General features: G+C 69.1%; 12 protein-coding genes. 6 read left to right on the forward strand and 6 right to left on the reverse strand.

Going from position 1 to position 16,667, the window contains the following annotated elements; translation table 11 throughout:
- Positions 1–131 precede the first annotated feature (131 nt).
- Both BLA15945_RS16565 and BLA15945_RS16570 read left to right on the forward strand, forming a co-directional pair.
- A complete protein-coding gene (locus BLA15945_RS16565; RefSeq protein WP_174992942.1) occupies positions 132–545 on the forward strand; it encodes a helix-turn-helix domain-containing protein in 414 nt (137 codons plus the stop codon).
- Entirely contained in the window at positions 542–1,768 is a 1,227-nt protein-coding gene (locus BLA15945_RS16570) for an alpha/beta fold hydrolase (protein ID WP_174992943.1), read from the forward strand. Before BLA15945_RS16565 ends, BLA15945_RS16570 begins: the two co-directional genes overlap by 4 nt.
- An 89-nt stretch (positions 1,769–1,857) precedes the next feature.
- Here the strand turns inward: BLA15945_RS16570 and BLA15945_RS16575 are convergent, their stop codons facing one another.
- Genes BLA15945_RS16575 through hemC form a run of 3 tightly spaced genes read right to left on the reverse strand, consistent with a single transcriptional unit; the run spans position 1,858 to position 6,019 of the window.
- Positions 1,858–3,045 carry a heme biosynthesis protein HemY gene (locus tag BLA15945_RS16575; RefSeq protein WP_059233477.1) on the reverse strand — a complete coding sequence of 396 codons (1,188 nt, stop codon included), beginning with the start codon at positions 3,043–3,045 and terminating at the stop codon, positions 1,858–1,860.
- Between the two features lie 2 nt (positions 3,046–3,047).
- Complete coding sequence (gene hemDX / locus BLA15945_RS16580) at positions 3,048–5,018, reverse strand: fused uroporphyrinogen-III synthase HemD/membrane protein HemX (protein WP_174992944.1); 1,971 nt, start codon at positions 5,016–5,018, stop codon at positions 3,048–3,050.
- On the reverse strand, positions 5,018–6,019 hold the full coding sequence (gene hemC, locus BLA15945_RS16585) for a hydroxymethylbilane synthase (RefSeq protein WP_059233475.1): 1,002 nt from the start codon (positions 6,017–6,019) through the stop codon (positions 5,018–5,020). The genes hemDX and hemC overlap by 1 nt, the downstream gene beginning before the upstream one ends.
- Positions 6,020–6,227: 208 nt before the next feature.
- Here hemC and ppc point away from each other — a divergent pair, with 208 nt between their 5' ends.
- A complete protein-coding gene (ppc, locus tag BLA15945_RS16590) occupies positions 6,228–9,242 on the forward strand; it encodes a phosphoenolpyruvate carboxylase (protein WP_059233474.1) in 3,015 nt (1,004 codons plus the stop codon).
- A gap of 119 nt (positions 9,243–9,361) precedes the next feature.
- On the opposite strand, the gene BLA15945_RS16595 is transcribed toward ppc, so the two are convergent.
- Positions 9,362–10,114 (reverse strand): class I SAM-dependent methyltransferase, encoded by a 753-nt coding sequence (locus BLA15945_RS16595; RefSeq protein ID WP_174992945.1) that lies wholly within the window; start codon positions 10,112–10,114, stop codon positions 9,362–9,364.
- A gap of 218 nt (positions 10,115–10,332) precedes the next feature.
- Between BLA15945_RS16595 and BLA15945_RS16600 the strand changes: the two genes are divergently transcribed.
- The 3 genes from BLA15945_RS16600 (at position 10,333) to BLA15945_RS16610 (ending at position 13,435) form a co-directional block, all read left to right on the forward strand.
- The gene (locus tag BLA15945_RS16600) at positions 10,333–11,142 is read left to right on the forward strand and encodes a helix-turn-helix transcriptional regulator (RefSeq protein WP_059233472.1); all 810 of its coding nucleotides are present in this window, start codon (positions 10,333–10,335) and stop codon (positions 11,140–11,142) included.
- Between the two features lie 103 nt (positions 11,143–11,245).
- Positions 11,246–12,655, forward strand: a complete 1,410-nt coding sequence (gene argH, locus BLA15945_RS16605) for an argininosuccinate lyase (RefSeq protein ID WP_059233471.1) — start codon at positions 11,246–11,248, stop codon at positions 12,653–12,655.
- A 96-nt stretch (positions 12,656–12,751) separates the two neighbouring features.
- Positions 12,752–13,435, forward strand: a complete 684-nt coding sequence (locus BLA15945_RS16610) for an HAD family hydrolase (protein WP_059236646.1) — start codon at positions 12,752–12,754, stop codon at positions 13,433–13,435.
- A gap of 80 nt (positions 13,436–13,515) precedes the next feature.
- On the opposite strand, the gene BLA15945_RS16615 is transcribed toward BLA15945_RS16610, so the two are convergent.
- Together BLA15945_RS16615 and BLA15945_RS16620 are read right to left on the reverse strand one after the other, a co-directional pair.
- Positions 13,516–14,340, reverse strand: a complete 825-nt coding sequence (locus tag BLA15945_RS16615) for a lysozyme inhibitor LprI family protein (RefSeq protein WP_174992946.1) — start codon at positions 14,338–14,340, stop codon at positions 13,516–13,518.
- The gene (locus BLA15945_RS16620; protein WP_059233469.1) at positions 14,340–16,619 is read right to left on the reverse strand and encodes an arginine/lysine/ornithine decarboxylase; all 2,280 of its coding nucleotides are present in this window, start codon (positions 16,617–16,619) and stop codon (positions 14,340–14,342) included. The genes BLA15945_RS16615 and BLA15945_RS16620 overlap by 1 nt, the downstream gene beginning before the upstream one ends.
- Positions 16,620–16,667: the final 48 nt, after the last annotated feature.

The following is a 16,667-nucleotide window of genomic DNA, read 5'->3' on the forward strand; positions in this document are numbered from 1 at the left end:
TTCCGGGCAGGCGCTATCCGGATCAGCCGAGCCAAGTCAGCCGGATGATGGCGCCCTATTCACCAAATTATTCCCTTATGCTCCCTTTTATATGGAACAATAAAGAGTATTAAGGAAATCATTTGCCGACCATGTTCCACACCGTCGAAGACACTGCCGCCCGCCTTCGCGTCCATCCGAAGACCATCCTGCGGTTCATTCGCGACGGCAAGCTGCGCGCGACGCGGGTCGGCCGCGCGTACCGCATCCTCGCTGCCGACCTTGCCGCGTTCGCGCCAACGGAGCCGGCCGCGCCCATGCCGCGCGCGGTGCGCGTCACCAGCATCGTCGACATTCCGGACGCGTCCCAGTCGCTGCACCAGTACCTGTCGCGCTCGCTGCATGCGATGGCGTCGGGCCGCACGTCGTACGTCGATCCCGTGCGGATCGACGTGACGTTCGATCCCGCCGCGAGCGTGGTCAAGATCATCGTCGCCGCGACACCGGCCGACACGGCTGCGCTGATGTCGTCGCTCGAGAGGTTGCTGCAGCAAAGCGGGGCATGAGCGCGATCTTCCGGTCGCCCCGCCACGCGCGCGCGATTCGTGCTGCTTACGCGGCCGCACTGTCGCACTGGCCGGCCGGGCATCGGCGCGTCACGGTGCAAACACGGCACGGCGCGACGCACGTGATCGACTGCGGCCCCGAACACGCGCCGCCGCTCGTGCTGATCCACGGTGCGCAGACGACGGCGGCAAGCTGGCAGTATTACGCGGCCGTCTGGTCGACGCACTTCCGGCTCTACGCGATCGACGTGATCGGCGAAGCGGGACCGAGCGCGCCGTCGCGCCCTCCACTCGCGAGCGACGCGTACGCGCAGTGGCTCGACGACGTGCTCGACGGCCTGCAGGTATCGCGCGCCGCGTTCGCCGGCATCTCGCTCGGCGCGCGAACGGCACTCGACTTCGCGTTGCGCCGGCCGGCGCGCGTCACGCGGCTCGCGCTGCTCTGCCCGTCCGGCATCGGCCGGCAGAAGCCGTTTCTGTGGTGGGCGCTGCCGTTGTTGCTGCTCGGCGATGTCGGGCGCGCGTGCGTGCGGCGGCGCGTGCTCGGTCGTCTGCCGCCCGCATCGACGCCGGCCGAACGCGACACGCTCGCATTGATGCACGCCGTCGACCGCGGGTTTCGCCCGCGCATCGAACCGATCCCGGTATTCGACGACGATACGCTCCGCACATTGTCGATGCCCGTGCTGGCGGTCGTCGGCGGACGCGACGTGATGCTCGATTCGCGCGACACCCGTGATCGTCTGACGCGTCTCGTGCCGCACGCGCAAGTCCGGTTTCTTCCCGGGCAGCCGCACTTCATCCGCGGGCAGCGCGACACCGTGCTCGCATTTCTGACATCGACGGAACCCGACACCATGTCCCACCGATTCGTTCAGGCAGCCGGCAGCCGTGTGCTGGTCCGCGCCCCTTCCTCCGCCCTCGTGCAGCGGGAAAGCGATGCGCTCGATCTCGTCGCGCTCGCGCACGAGCACGAAGCCGACTGGATCGCGATCCCCGCCGACGCGCTGCACGACGACTTCTACCGGCTCGACAGCGGGCTGGCCGGCGCCGTGCTGCAGAAGCTCGTCAATTACGGCGTCCGGCTCGGCGTGGTCGGCGACATCGACCGCTGGCTCGCGCGCAGCGAAGCGCTGCGCGCGCTCGTTCGCGAATCCAACCGCGGCCAATCGGTGTGGTTCGTCGCGAGCGAGGACGACCTGCTGCGCAGGCTCGGCGCGTAACGCGTTCGGGCCGGCGGCGACGGACGAAAAAAAGCCCCGAAGGCCGCTTGGCGTTCGGGGCTTTTTGCGCCGTGCAGTGCAGCGCCGCGTCAGACCACGGTGATCGCGAGCGCGCTTTCGCGATAGTGCTTTGCCGCCTTGTCGGTTTCGCCGAGATGCTCGAACAGGCGGGCGAGCGCGCGATGCGCCCGCACCTTCAGCGCCTCGTTGTCGGCCAGCTTCAGCGCCGATTCGAGGAACGACTGCGCCTTGCCCCACAGCTGCTGCTGCTGGCAGAGGCGGCCGAGCGCGAACAAGAGGTCGGCGTCTTCCGGATGATCCTTCTTCCACCCTTCCGCCTTCTGGATCAGCGGCAGCGCATCGGCGCCGGCCGTATCCGGGTAACGGCGCAGCAGGCGGGCATCCCAGTTGTGCGCGAGCGCGTCCTCGACGATGCGGCGCGCTTCGTTGCGGCGCTCGAGCGGTACGAGCAGGTCGGCCGCGAGATCGGCCAGACGCGGCGACTGGCGCTCGACCGGCGACAGCGACTGCCACACTTCGAGCAGCGCGTCCGGGTCGTGCCGGCGTTCGCGCAGCAGGTTTTCCGCCGCCTGCTGGCGCAGCCGCACGGCCGCGGCCGGATGCAGCGCCTCGCGCTTCTCGAGCGCCTTCGCGAGCTTCAACACCTCGGCCCAGTTCTTCAGTTGCTGCTGCGCGCGCAGCGCAACCTGCTGCGCGTGAATGCGCTTGCCGCCGGCCTGCATGTCGGCCAGCGCGGCGAGCGCGCCGTCGGCATCGCGCGCATCCGCGCGCATGTCGGCAGCCGCGAGCAGCCGGGCGTCCTGCCATTCGGGCGCGTCCACCTTCGACAGCCAGTCGTCGCGGCGCGTGTACTCGTGCATCCGGTGCGCGGCCGTGGCCGCGACGAGACTCGCGGCGCCCAGGTTCGCATCGACCGTCAGCGCTTCACGCGCGGCCTTCTCCGCGCGCGAGAAGCGGCCCGCGTACAGGTTCGAAATTGCGTCGCGCAGCGACGCCTGTGCCTTCTCGTTGCGCGAGCGTGCCCGATATGCGGCGACCCGCTGCGGCATGCGCCAGATGTTGCGCACGATGCGCAGCAGCGCGTACACGACGATGAACAGCACGACGATGGCGATCACGAACAGGTTCAGCGACACGTCGATCCGGTACGGCGGATAGACGAGCAGCACCTGCCCCGCGTCGAAACGGCCGACGGTGGCGAGCGCCGCGGCGATCGCGAACAGGACCGCGAGCCAGACGATTCCTCGAAGCGTCATCGTTACCCCCGGCTCTTGAACTGCTGAACGGCGTTCAGACTCGTATTCAGGTTCGGCACCGCGACCGTCAGCGATGCGCCGTCGACCTGCTTGAGCAGATCCTCGACGGTCTGCGTGTCCTTCGATGCCTGATCGAAATACTTCCCGAGCGACGCCTGCGCGGCGTGCAGGTCGGCCTTCATCGCGCTGTCGTTGCGCGCGAGCAGCGACAGCCGCGCGGTGAGCAGGCGCAGCTTCACGTTCTCACGCACGAAATAGCCCTGATCGGGCGACGCGAGCATCGCGTCCGCGTTGTCGATCCGGCGCACCTGCACGAGGCTCTTCAGCTGCTGGCCGAGGCCGGCCGAGAAGTCGTGCCACCACACCTTCCAGCGCGGCTCGCCGGCCACGGCCGACGATGCGGCTTCGGCCGGCACAGCCTTCGGCTCCGCGTGCGGCACGATCGCCTCGCCGGACAGCGGCAGCGCGTCGATCTTCGCGATTGCGTCGTCGAGCTTGATCGCGAGGCCCGTGAGATCGGCCGCCGGTGCGGCCTTCAGCTTCTCGATGTCCTGCGCGAGCGCCTTTCGCACCGTGACGGCCTGCGCGCTCTGCGACGTCGCGAGACGCGCGTCGGCATTCTGCAGCGCGATCAGCGCGAGCTGCGTGTTGCCGGTCAGCTGGAGCTGCTGGCTCGCGCTCGACAGCATCTGGTCGACTTCCTCGAGCATCCACGCGTCGCGGTTGCGCGACAGGTCCTGGTATTGCTGCTGCAGCGCCTGCTGCGCGCTCTGCGCGTCGGCGAGCTTGCCGTCGAGCTGCGCGAGCTGCGTGTCGACCTGGTGCGTACTGGCGAGCGCCTGCTCGGTCTTCATGCGCGTTTCGGCCGTCTGCGCGTCGAGCGCCTTCTGGCGCGTGACGAACGTGCCGTCGAGCCGGTCGATCTTGCGGTTCAGCGCGTAGCCGCCGACACCCGCCGCGCAGCCGAGCACGACGACGACGAACCACAGCACCGCGCTGCCGCCGCGGCGCGCGGGCGGCTCGGGCGCGAGATAAGGGGGACTGGGCGGCGGTGCGGATGCAGCGGCCGGCTGGGAAGCGACGCTTTTGGAATCGTTGGTATCTGTCATGCGTTTAGTCACCGGTGCGGCTGTCGCCGGTTGGACGGCCTCGTCGGCCATCGTTCGAAACGCGCGGACGATGCGCTCATCGCCCGCGCCGGTCAGCGTAATCCTATCAAAACCCAATGCGCGCGCGGTCTGCTCGATCCGCGGGTGCGGCGTGACGAGCGGCGCATGCTTCAGCGCCTCGATCTCGGCATCGTTCAAGTGCGCCCGCGCAAGCTCGTGCAGGTTGCGCACACCTTCCGAGCTCGTGACCAGCCACGCATGCGGCTGGCCGTCGAGCAGCGCGTGCACGCGCTCCCACGCGCCGACGCGCGGCTCCGGCACGACTCGCCGGTAGGCCGCGACGAGCGTGACGTCCGCGCCGGCCTCGCGCAGGCGGTCGGCAAGCCATTCGCGCCCGCCGTCGCCGCGCACGATCAGCACGCGCTTGCCCGCCAGCGCCTGCGCGCCGCCGAACGCGGCCTCGATACATGCGAACAGGCTTTCGGAATCGTAATGAGGCATGCCGCCGTCGGCCGGCGCCTGCGGCGCGATCACGCGATGCGCGGGCGCCGCGATGCCGTGACGCTCGAGCGCCGCGACGCTGCCGGGCCCGACCACGCCGACCGGCAACGCGTTCGGCCAGATCGCGCCGTACTGCGCGAGTGCGCGGTCGATCGCGTTCGGCGACACGAAAATCACCAGCGCGTAGTCGGCAAGCGCCGCGAACGCGGCGTCCAGCGGTGCCGGATCGTCAACCGGCGCAATATCGATCAGCGGGAATTCAAGCACGTCGCAACCGGCATCGGCCAGTTGCGATGCCAGCGCGTCGGACTGGCCGTCCGGACGCGTCAGGACAGCGGTGAACGCGCGCGCGCCGCCCGCCATCAGGCGTCGCCCTTGCCGGCCTGCGAGGCCGCGAGCAGCGCCTGGACGATATCGAGCGCGCCTTGCGCCTCGAGCTCGTCGGACACCGCACGGCCCAGCGCGAGCGCATCGGCGACGGTCATCACGGCGCCGCACTCCTCGGCGGTCAGCACGCGTTTGCCGTCAGTCGTCGACACGCGGCCCGTCAGGTACAGCTCGCCCGCGCGCCACACCGCGTGCGCGGCGAGCGGCACCTCGCAGCTGCCGCCGAGCGCGCGCGACACCATCCGCTCGGCCTCGACCGCGAGTGCGGTCTGCGGGTCGTGCAGCGGCGCGAGCCACGCAGCGACGTCGTCGCGGTGCGCGGCGATCTCGATGCCGAGCGCGCCCTGACCGGCCGCGGGCGGGCTCGCTTCGACGTCGATCAGCGCGCGAATCCGCGCTTCGAGGCCGAGGCGTTTCAGGCCGGCGGCCGCGAGGATGATCGCCGCGTAGTCGCCGCGGTCGAGCTTCGCGAGACGCGTGTCGAGGTTGCCGCGCAGCGGCAGGACGTCGAGATGCGGATAACGCGAACGCAGCATCGCTTCGCGGCGCAGGCTCGACGTGCCGACGACCGCGCCGGCCGGCAGCGCGTCGAGCGACGCGTAGTCGTTCGACACGAACGCGTCGCGCGGGTCTTCGCGCTCCATGATCGCGGCGAGCGTGAAGCCGTCGGGCAGCGCCATCGGCACGTCCTTCAGCGAATGCACGGCGAGATCGGCGCGGCCGTCGGCCAGCGCGGTCTCCAGTTCCTTCACGAACAGGCCCTTGCCGCCGACCTTCGACAGCGTGCGATCGAGAATCTGATCGCCGCGTGTCGTCATCCCGAGGATTTTCACGTCACAAGCTGGATATAATTTGCGCAGCGCATCACGCACATGTTCGGCTTGCCACATCGCCAGGCGGCTCTCGCGCGAAGCAATCGTCAACGTCGCGGGCGGCTGTGCCTGTTGCGGCCCGGCCGCAGGGGTCTCGGAATTCATTGCTGGAACATCGAAGGACGGGATTGAAGATCGAACAATGGTAGCACGCACGCCCCGGCCCGCCCGGGCCCGGAGCCTGCGCCCGGCCTGCCCCTGTGCGGGTCGCGGCGCCGATGTGCGGATGTGCCGCACGTAGCTGGTTGCTTGACCGCAGTTCCCGCAGTTACCGCAGTTCCTTTTGACTCGAGCTTTCCCAAGGAAACCCATCGTGAAGTCTTCCGGATCGGCGCGCACGGCGCGCCGCAATGCTGCCCTGTCCTCCTCCGACGCCTCGACGGACACCGTCGCCACCGCCGCGAACGGCCGTGCGAAAACGGCAACGAAACCGAAAGACCCGATACGTCAGACAAAACGCGCGCCCCGAGCCGCCGGCCCCGCTGCCCGCAAGGCCGCCGCGCCGAAGGCCGGCACGCGCACGCGCGACGACAAGGACGGCCCGCTGTTCGAGGACATCCGCTTCCTCGGCCGCCTGCTCGGCGACGTCGTGCGCGAACAGGAAGGCGATACGGTATTCGACGTCGTCGAAACGATCCGCCAGACCGCGGTCAAGTTCCGCCGCGAGGACGACAGCGAAGCCGCGCAGACGCTCGAGAAGAAACTGCGCAAGCTGACGCCGGAACAGACGGTGAGCGTCGTGCGCGCGTTCAGCTATTTCTCGCATCTCGCGAACATCGCGGAAGACCGCCATCACAACCGCCGCCGCCGCATCCACGCGCTGGCCGGCTCCGCGCCGCAGCCCGGCACCGTCGCGTACGCGCTCGAACAGCTGAAGACGACCGGCAACGCGTCGAAACGCCTGCTGCAGCGCTTCTTCGACGATGCGCTGATCGTGCCGGTGCTGACCGCGCACCCGACCGAAGTGCAGCGCAAGAGCATCCTCGACGCACAGCACGACATCGCGCGCCTGCTCGCCGAACGCGACCAGGAACTGACCGCGCGCGAGCGCCAGTACAACGAAGCGATGCTGCGCGCGCGCGTGACCGCGCTGTGGCAGACGCGCATGCTGCGCGACTCGCGCCTGACGGTCGGCGACGAGATCGAGAACGCGCTGTCGTACTACCGCGCGACGTTCCTCGACGAACTGCCCGCGCTCTACGGCGACATCGAGGCCGCGCTCGCCGAGCACGGCCTGTCCGCCCGCGTGCCCGCGTTCTTCCAGATGGGCAGCTGGATCGGCGGCGACCGCGACGGCAACCCGAACGTGACCGCGCCGACGCTCGACGAAGCGATCAACCGCCAGGCCGCGGTGATCCTCGAGCACTACCTGGAACAGGTGCACAAGCTCGGCGCCGAGCTCTCGGTGTCGAACCTGCTCGTCGGCGCGAACGACGCGGTGAAGGCGCTGGCGGCCGCATCGCCCGACCAGTCGCCGCACCGCGTCGACGAACCGTATCGCCGCGCGCTGATCGGCATCTACACGCGGCTCGCCGCGAGCGCGCGCGTGCGCGTCGGCGAAGGCACGGTGCCCGTGCGCAGCGCGGGTCGCGGCGCGCCGCCCGTGCGCGCGATCCCGTATGCGGATTCCGAGGCGTTCGTCGCCGACCTGAAGGTGCTGACCGCGTCGCTCGACGAGCACCACGGCACGTCGCTCGCCGCGCCGCGCCTCGCGCCGCTCGTGCGCGCGGCCGAAGTGTTCGGCTTCCATCTCGCGAGCATCGACCTGCGCCAGAGCTCCGACATCCACGAAGCGGTGGTCGCCGAGCTGTTCGCGCGCGCGGGCGTCGAGGCCGACTACGCGGCGCTCGCCGAGGAAGACAAGCTGCGCGTGCTGCTCGCCGCGCTCGCCGATCCGCGCCCGCTGCGCTCGCCGTACTTCGAATACTCGGCACTCGCGCAAAGCGAGCTCGGCGTGTTCGAGAAGGCGCGCGAAGTCCGCGCGCAATTCGGCGCGCGCGCGGTGCGCAACTACATCATCTCGCATACGGAAACCGTCAGCGACCTCGTCGAGGTGCTGCTGCTGCAGAAGGAGACGGGCCTGCTCGAAGGCACGCTCGGCGTGCCGGGCAGCGACGCGAGGAACAGCCTGATGGTGATCCCGCTGTTCGAGACGATCCCCGACCTGCGCGACGCGTCGCGCATCATGCGCGACTACTTCGCACTGCCGGGCATCGACACGCTGATCGCGCACCAGGGCGCCGAACAGGAAGTGATGCTCGGCTACTCGGACAGCAACAAGGACGGCGGCTTCCTCACGTCGAACTGGGAGCTGTATCGCGCGGAACTCGCGCTCGTCGACCTGTTCCGCGAGCGCAAGATCACGCTGCGGCTGTTCCACGGCCGGGGCGGCACGGTCGGCCGCGGGGGCGGCCCGACCTACCAGGCAATCCTGTCGCAGCCGCCGGGCACCGTGAACGGCCAGATCCGCCTGACCGAACAGGGCGAGGTGATCGCGAGCAAGTTCTCGAACCCGTCGATCGGCCGCCGGAACCTCGAGACGGTCGTCGCCGCAACGCTCGAAGCGTCGCTGCTGCCGCAGTCGAACGCGCCGGCGCAGTTGCCCGCGTTCGAAGCCGCGATGCAGACGCTGTCCGACTCGGCGATGGCCGCCTACCGCGCGCTCGTCTATGAAACCCCGGGCTTCACCGACTACTTCTTCTCGTCGACGCCGATCACCGAGATCGCCGAGCTGAACATCGGCAGCCGCCCGGCATCGCGCAAGCTGCAGGATCCGAAGCAGCGCAAGATCGAGGATCTGCGCGCGATTCCGTGGGGCTTCTCGTGGGGCCAGTGCCGGCTGCTGCTGACCGGCTGGTACGGCTTCGGCAGCGCGGTGAGCGCGTATCTCGACAGCGCGCAGGACGACGCCGAGCGCACGAAGCGCGTCGCGCTGCTGAAGAAGATGAACAAGACCTGGCCGTTCTTCTCGAACCTGCTGTCGAACATGGACATGGTGCTCGCGAAGACCGATCTCGCGGTCGCGTCGCGCTACGCGCAGCTCGTGTCCGATCGCAAGCTGCGCAAGCACGTGTTCGAGCGGATCGTCGCGGAATGGGAGCGCACGTCGCACGCGCTCGCGGAAATCACCGGGCACGAAGGCCGCCTCGCGACCAACCCGCTGCTCGCGCGCTCGATCAAGAACCGCTTCCCGTATCTCGACCCGCTGAACCACCTGCAGGTCGAGCTGATCAAGCGTCACCGTGCGGGCGACACGAACGCGCGACTGCGCCGCGGGATTCACCTGACGATCAACGGGATCGCGGCCGGCCTGCGCAACACCGGCTGATCCGCAGGCGGCGCGGGCTCGCTCCGCGCCGGCCCGCATCGTGAAAGCCGCGATACGCGAGTAGGCGTATCGCGGCTTTTTTCATGCTGCCGCGTAACGGCGCAGAACGCGCCACCCGCTCAATGCGCGTCGATCAGCAGCGCGTCGTGCTCGAACGAACCGTCGGGCTGCACCGCGTAATAGCCGCGCACCTCGTCCGGCGCATGCGCCCACAATGCGCGAATGCCGGTCACGCTGTCGGCCGGCGTGCGGATGCGCGCAACCCACGTCTCGAAATCGATCGGCAGCCGCCAGCGGCTGTGCACCTGCGCGTCGAAGCCGGCCTCGCGGAACATCGCGAGCCATTCGTCGGCGTGGTAGTCGCGCACGTGCGACGCGTCGCGCAGCACTTCCGCGGCCTGCAGGTACGTGTCGAGGAGCGGATGGTCATTGCCGGCAATGTCGATCATCAGCACGCGGCCGCCCGGCTTCAGCACGCGGCGCACCTCGGCGAGCGCCGCGCGCATGTCGTGCCAGTGGTGCGCGCTCATCCGGCTCACGACCCAGTCGAACGTCGCCGTGTCGAACGGCAGCCGCTCGGCCGGGCCCTGCTGCGTGCGGATGTTCGCGAGCCCGCGCTCGCGCGCGGCGGCGTCGACGGTCGCGAGCATCGGCGCGGCCAGATCGTAGGCGACCACGTCGCGCACGTGCGGCGCGACCGCGAAGCTCGCATGGCCGGCGCCGCAGCCGAGATCGAGCACCGCGGCATCGGGTGTCGCGCTCACCGCGTCGGCGAGCGTCTGCAGGTCGGCGCCCGTCGCATGAACCGTGCTCGTCAGATAGGCGGCGGCCGTCGTGCCGAATGCGTCGGCGACCTGGTCGTGGTGTTTCATCGTTCGCTCCTTTCCTTGATGCAGTCGCCCGGTGTTGGCGCTTCAGCGCGCGTTCCGGCCCCGTGCAACGCGTTTTGTGGGACGCCCGCTGCCCTGCCAGCGCGCGAGACGCTACAATAGGCCCACGCCTGTACCAGTACAAGTTAAGCAGTTATTCTGGTATTCGATCCACCTGTCTGAACGTTGCCGCGTCCTCGTATCCATTTCGCCGTTCCCGCATGAACCAGCCGCCCTCCGCCCCCGTCCCGCCGCTCGACGCCACGCCCGCCCGCGCGCTCGGCGAATTCATCCGCGCTCACCGCGAGCGGCTGTCGCCGCAGGCCGTCGGCCTGCCGCCCGGCCCGCGCCGCCGCACGCCGGGGCTGCGGCGCGAGGAAGTCGCGCAACTGTGCGGCGTCAGCCCGACCTGGTACACGTGGATCGAGCAGGGCCGCCCGGTGTCCGCGTCGGCCGACGCGCTCGCGCGGATCGCCGTCGCGCTGCAGCTGTCGAAGGCCGAACGCGCGTACCTGTTCGAGCTGGCCGCGCAGCGCGACCCGGCCGAGCCCGACGTCGCGGGCGGCGACCTGCCGCCGACGCTCGCCGCGACCGTCGCGGCGATCGCGACGCCTGCCTACGTGCTCGACCGCCAATGGAATGCGCTCGCGTGGAATGCGCCGGCCGCCGCGCTCTTTTCCGGCTGGCTCGACGGCGAGCACGATCGCAACCTGCTGCGCTTCACGTTCATGTCGCCGGCCGCGCGCACGCTGATCGTCGACTGGGAAACCCGCGCCCGGCGTCTCGCGGCCGAATTCCGCGCCGATTCGATCCGCCACCTGGCCGACGCGCCGACGCGCGCGCTGATCGACGCGCTGACCGCCGGCAGCGACGCATTCGCGCAGTACTGGGCGTCGCAGGACGTGTTCGAACGCGAAGGCGGGCTGCGCGAATTCGACCATCCGGCCGACGGCCGCCTCGTGTACCAGCAGATCACGCTAAAGCCCGCGCACCGCGAGGACCTGAAGCTCGTCGTGCTGGTGCGCGACTGAGCGGGCCGGCCCGCGCGGGCCACGGCCGGCAGGCCCGCGAATGCTAGAATTGCGGGATTCCCTCGGCGGCGCACGCTGCCCAACTCCCCTTCGAAGAATCGCCATGACGTCCCAACTGCACAAAAAGGGCGAGGCCTGGTCGGCCCGCTTCTCGGAACCGATGTCGGAACTGGTCAAGCGCTACACGTCGTCGGTGTTTTTCGACAAGCGCCTCGCGCTCGTCGACATCGCCGGCTCGCTCGCGCACGCGAACATGCTCGCCGCGCAGAAGATCATCAGCGCCGACGACCTGGCCGCGATCGAACGCGGGATGGCGCAGATCAAGGGCGAGATCGAGCGCGGCGAATTCGAATGGCAGCTCGACCTGGAAGACGTCCACCTGAACATCGAGGCGCGCCTGACCGCGCTGATCGGCGACGCGGGCAAGCGCCTGCACACGGGCCGCTCGCGCAACGACCAGGTCGCGACCGACATCCGCCTGTGGCTGCGCGGCGAGATCGACCGCATCGGCGGCCTGCTGAACGACCTGCGCGGCGCGCTGGTCGACCTCGCGGAACAGAACGCCGACACGATCATGCCGGGCTTCACGCACCTGCAGGTCGCGCAACCCGTCACGTTCGGCCACCACCTGCTCGCGTACGTCGAGATGTTCACGCGCGACGCGGAACGCATGCGCGACTGCCGCACGCGCGTGAACCGCCTGCCGCTCGGCGCGGCCGCGCTCGCGGGCACGAGCTACCCGATCGACCGTCATGCCGTGGCGAAGACGCTCGGCTTCGACGGCATCTGCGCGAACTCGCTCGACGCGGTGTCCGATCGCGACTTCGCGATCGAATTCACGGCGGCCTCGGCGCTCGTGATGACGCACGTGTCGCGCTTCTCCGAAGAACTCGTGCTGTGGATGAGCCCGCGCGTCGGCTTCATCGACATCGCCGACCGCTTCTGCACCGGCAGCTCGATCATGCCGCAGAAGAAGAACCCGGACGTGCCCGAGCTCGCGCGCGGCAAGACCGGCCGCGTGAACGGCCACCTGATGGCGCTGCTCACGCTGATGAAGGGCCAGCCGCTCGCGTACAACAAGGACAACCAGGAAGACAAGGAACCGCTGTTCGACACGGTCGACACCGTCGCCGACACGCTGCGGATCTTCGCCGAGATGGTTGCCGGCATCACCGTGAAGCCGGACGCGATGCGTGCGGCCGCGCTGCAGGGCTTCTCGACCGCGACCGACCTCGCCGACTACCTCGTGAAGCGCGGCCTGCCGTTCCGCGATGCGCACGAAGCCGTCGCGCATGCCGTGAAGATCTGCGACGACCGCGGCATCGATCTCGCCGACCTGACGCTCGACGAGATGAAGCAGGATCTGCCGAACGTCGCGCACCTGATCGGCGACGACGTGTTCGGCTACCTGACGCTCGAGGGGTCGGTCGCGAGCCGCAACCACCCGGGCGGCACCGCACCCGACCAGGTGCGCGCGGCCGTCAAGGCAGCCCGCGCCGCACTCGGCCGGTAACCGCCTGCTGTTCCGGACGGACGCCTTCGGCGTCCGTTTTTCATTCGGGCGGCCGTCACGCCGCCCGTCGCCTGCCCCGCTTCACGGATGCCGCCGATGACCTTTTCCGCCGCGCTCTTCGACATGGACGGCCTGCTCGTCGATTCCGAGCGGACCATCATGAACACGTGGATCGACGTGTCGAATGCACACGGTGTCGCGCTGACCGTCGCCGACTACCTGCAGATCGTCGGCCGTTCGTTCGCCGAAGGCCAGGTCATCCTGGCGCGGCTGATCGGCAACCCCGATACGTTCGACGCCGTGCGCACCCGCGTGCGCGAACAGCTCGCGGCGCCCGAGCCGCATCCGAAGTTTCCGCTGAAACCGGGCGCGTTCGCGCTGCTCGATGCACTCGCGCAGGCCGGCATTCCGTGCGCGGTCGCGTCGTCGTCCGCGGGCGACGTGATCCGTGCGCGGCTCGACGCGGTCGGCGTGCTGCCGTTCTTCCGTGCGATCGCGGGCGGCGACGAAGTCGCGCGCGGCAAGCCCGATCCGGCCGTCTACCGGCTCGCGGCCGAACGCCTCGGCGTGCCGGCCCACGCGTGCGTCGCGTTCGAGGACAGCGACTTCGGCGCGCAGTCGGCCGCCGGCGCCGGCGCATCGGTCGTCACCGTGCCGGATCTGAAGGCGCCGACGCCCGAAATCATCGCGCTGAGCCTGCACGTGCTCGCGTCGCTCGACGATGCGGTCGCGCTCGTGCCGTCGTGGTTCGGCCTGCAGGGTACGTCGCAGCCCGCGTAATCGGCCGCCGCGCCATGCAAAACGGGCACCCTCGGGTGCCCGTTTTGTCGTGTCGCCAACCTGCCGGCGTCGCACCGGCCTTACTGGTTGCCGGCCGTCTCCGACAGACGCTTCATCGTCGCGATGCGCGCGCCGATCAGGTCGACGCGCCCGTCCTCGCCGACGAGCGGCGCCGTCGCGTCGCGGAACGCCACCCACGCACGCTGTGCGCGGACGAGCGTCGCGGCCGAATGCGCGGACATCTTGCGGCGCAGTTTCTGGTAATAGCGGTTCAGGTCGAATATCGCGTGCTCGCATGCGGCATCCTGCGCACAGGGCCGCACACGGCGCACGGCCGGATCGCGCGGCGCGTTCGCCGGCTTGCCGCCGGCCGGCGCGGCCGCCGCGCCCGCACCACCCTGCGCGCCGCTCGTTGCCGCGACCGGTACCGCGGCGGGCGGCTGCGGCGCATAGCGATCGGCTGCGCCGCGCAGCGCCAGCGCGCGATCGCGCACCGGCTGCAGCTGCAGATCGGCGCTCGACATCGCATACGCGGTGCCGCGCGTCGTGTCGTACACGGCCTTCAGCAGATGCACTTCGTCCTTGCGCCACGTGAGCCAATGGCGCTGGCTGTCCTGCCAGCCGCGCTTCGCATCGGCCGGCGCATCCTTCAACAGGCGCTGGTACGCGCCGTCCATCACGGCCTGCCACTGCTGCTGCGTTTCGCCCATGCACTGGATCTGGCCGGCCGGCGACGACCGGTCGCGCCGCGCGAGGCATTGCCGCATCGCGACGTCGATCGGATCGGCCGCCGCGACTTCCGCGTGCGCGGCGCCCGGCCCTGCCAGCCCCGCCGCGCCTGCCGCCCAGACGACGAGCGCGGCCAGCGCCGCGCGCATCGCCCGGAATCGTCCGTACGTCGCCATCAGTCGCGCACGCAGTCGACGAAGTACTCGACGCGGCCGTTCACCTCTTCCGCGACGAGGCCGTGGATGTCGGTGTGGAAGCCCGGGAAACGCTCGTTGAAGTCGCGCGCGAACCGCAGGTAGTTCATGATCGTCTTGTTGAAGCGCTCGCCCGGAATCAGCAGCGGAATGCCCGGCGGGTACGGCGTGAGCAGGATGCTCGTCACGCGGCCTTCGAGCTCGTCGAGCGGCACGCGGTCGATCTTGCGGTGCGCGAGCTTCGCGAACGCGTCGGACGGCTTCATCGCCGGCTCCATGTCCGACAGGTACATCTCCGTCGTCAGGCGGGCGATGTCGTTCGCGCGGTACACGTCGTGGATCTGCGTGCACAGGTCGCGCAGGCCGACGCGCTCGTAGCGCGGATGCTGTGCGACGAATTCCGGCAGCACGCGCCACAGCGGCTGGTTGTTGTCGTAGTCGTCCTTGAACTGCTGCAGCTCGGTCACCATCGAGTTCCAGCGGCCCTTCGTGATGCCGATCGTGAACATGATGAAGAACGAGTACAGGCCGGTCTTCTCGACGATGATCCCGTGCTCGGCCAGGTACTTCGTGACGATCGCGGCCGGAATGCCCGTCTCGCCGAACTCGCCGTCGACGTCGAGCCCCGGCGTGATGATCGTCGCCTTGATCGGGTCGAGCATGTTGAAGCCTTCCGCCAGCGAGCCGAAGCCGTGCCAGTGGTCGTTCGGCTTCAGCATCCAGTCTTCGCGCGAACCGATGCCTTCCTCGGACAGGTTGTCCGGGCCCCACACGCTGAAGAACCAGTCGTCGCCGTATTCGGCGTCGACCTTGCGCATCGCGCGGCGGAAGTCGATCGCCTCGGCGATCGATTCCTCCACGAGCGCGGTGCCGCCCGGCGGCTCCATCATCGCGGCCGCGACGTCGCACGACGCGATGATCGCGTACTGCGGGCTCGTCGACGTGTGCATCAGGTACGCCTCGTTGAAGCGGTGCTTGTCGAACGTGCGGTTCTCCGAATCCTGCACGACGATCTGCGATGCCTGCGAAATGCCCGCGAGCAGCTTGTGCGTCGAGTGCGTCGCGAACACGAGCGCGCCCGTGCGCGGACGGCCGTCGCCGATCGCGTGCATGTCGCGGTAGAAATCGTGGAACGTCGCGTGCGGCAGCCACGCTTCGTCGAAGTGCAGCGTGTCGAGCAGGTCGCCGAGCAGGTCCTTGATCATCTCGACGTTGTAGACGACGCCGTCGTACGTGCTCTGCGTGATCGTCAGGATCCGCGGCTTCATGTCCGGGTTCTCGCGCATCGCTTCGCGCGCGAACGGGTTCGCCTCGATCTTCTTGCGGATGTTCTCCGGCTTGAATTCGTCGCGCGGAATCGGCCCGATGATGCCGAAGTGGTTGCGCGTCGGCGTCAGGAACACGGGGATCGCGCCCGTCATCGTGATCGCGTGCAGGATCGACTTGTGACAGTTGCGGTCGACCAGCACGATGTCGCCCGGCGCGACCGTCGCGTGCCAGACGATCTTGTTCGACGTCGACGTGCCGTTGGTCACGAAGAACAGGTGGTCGGCGCTGAAGATGCGCGCCGCATTGCGCTCGGACGCCGCGACCGGGCCCGTGTGATCGAGCAGCTGGCCGAGTTCGTCCACGGCGTTGCAGACGTCCGCGCGCAGCATGTTCTCGCCGAAGAACTGGTGGAACATCTGGCCGAGCGGGTTCTTCAGGAACGCGACGCCGCCCGAGTGGCCCGGGCAGTGCCACGAGTACGAGCCTTCGTCCGCGTACTTGACGAGTTCCTTGAAGAACGGCGGCGCGAGCGAGTCGAGATAGACCTTCGCTTCACGGATGATGTGGCGCGCGACGAACTCCGGCGTGTCCTCGAACATGTGGATGAAGCCGTGCAGTTCGCGCAGGATGTCGTTCGGCAGATGGCGCGACGTGCGCGTCTCGCCGTACAGGAAGATCGGGATGTCCGCGTTGCGGCGGCGCACTTCGGTGACGAACGCGCGCAGCTCGATGATCGCGGTCGCGAGCTCGGGCAGCTCGCCGTCCTGGCCGGTCTCGCCGAGCATGAGTTCGTCGTCGTCGATCGACAGGATGAAGCACGACGCGCGGCTCGACTGCTGCGCGAACGACGTCAGATCGCCGTAGCTCGTGAGGCCGAGGACTTCGACGCCCTCCTTCTCGATCGCTTCGGCCAACGCCCGGATGCCGGAGCCCGAGATGTTCTCGGAGCGGAAATCTTCGTCGATGATGACGACGGGGAAACGAAACTTCATGGGCGATTCTCCAAAAAGAACGACCGCGGCGCGTCACGCGCAGCGGTC

Source organism: Burkholderia arboris, assembly GCF_902499125.1.
Lineage (GTDB): Bacteria > Pseudomonadota > Gammaproteobacteria > Burkholderiales > Burkholderiaceae > Burkholderia > Burkholderia arboris.

What these genes read in the sequence shown, in the direction of transcription:
- BLA15945_RS16565 (WP_174992942.1), top strand. Translation starts at nt 132, where the DNA reads ATGTTCCACACCGTCGAAGACACTGCCGCCCGCCTTCGCGTCCATCCG.
- BLA15945_RS16570 (WP_174992943.1), top strand. Translation starts at nt 542, where the DNA reads ATGAGCGCGATCTTCCGGTCGCCCCGCCACGCGCGCGCGATTCGTGCT.
- BLA15945_RS16575 (WP_059233477.1), bottom strand. Translation starts at nt 3,045, where the DNA reads ATGACGCTTCGAGGAATCGTCTGGCTCGCGGTCCTGTTCGCGATCGCC.
- hemDX (WP_174992944.1), bottom strand. Translation starts at nt 5,018, where the DNA reads ATGGCGGGCGGCGCGCGCGCGTTCACCGCTGTCCTGACGCGTCCGGAC.
- hemC (WP_059233475.1), bottom strand. Translation starts at nt 6,019, where the DNA reads ATGAATTCCGAGACCCCTGCGGCCGGGCCGCAACAGGCACAGCCGCCC.
- BLA15945_RS16595 (WP_174992945.1), bottom strand. Translation starts at nt 10,114, where the DNA reads ATGAAACACCACGACCAGGTCGCCGACGCATTCGGCACGACGGCCGCC.
- BLA15945_RS16600 (WP_059233472.1), top strand. Translation starts at nt 10,333, where the DNA reads ATGAACCAGCCGCCCTCCGCCCCCGTCCCGCCGCTCGACGCCACGCCC.
- argH (WP_059233471.1), top strand. Translation starts at nt 11,246, where the DNA reads ATGACGTCCCAACTGCACAAAAAGGGCGAGGCCTGGTCGGCCCGCTTC.
- BLA15945_RS16610 (WP_059236646.1), top strand. Translation starts at nt 12,752, where the DNA reads ATGACCTTTTCCGCCGCGCTCTTCGACATGGACGGCCTGCTCGTCGAT.
- BLA15945_RS16615 (WP_174992946.1), bottom strand. Translation starts at nt 14,340, where the DNA reads ATGGCGACGTACGGACGATTCCGGGCGATGCGCGCGGCGCTGGCCGCG.
- BLA15945_RS16620 (WP_059233469.1), bottom strand. Translation starts at nt 16,619, where the DNA reads ATGAAGTTTCGTTTCCCCGTCGTCATCATCGACGAAGATTTCCGCTCC.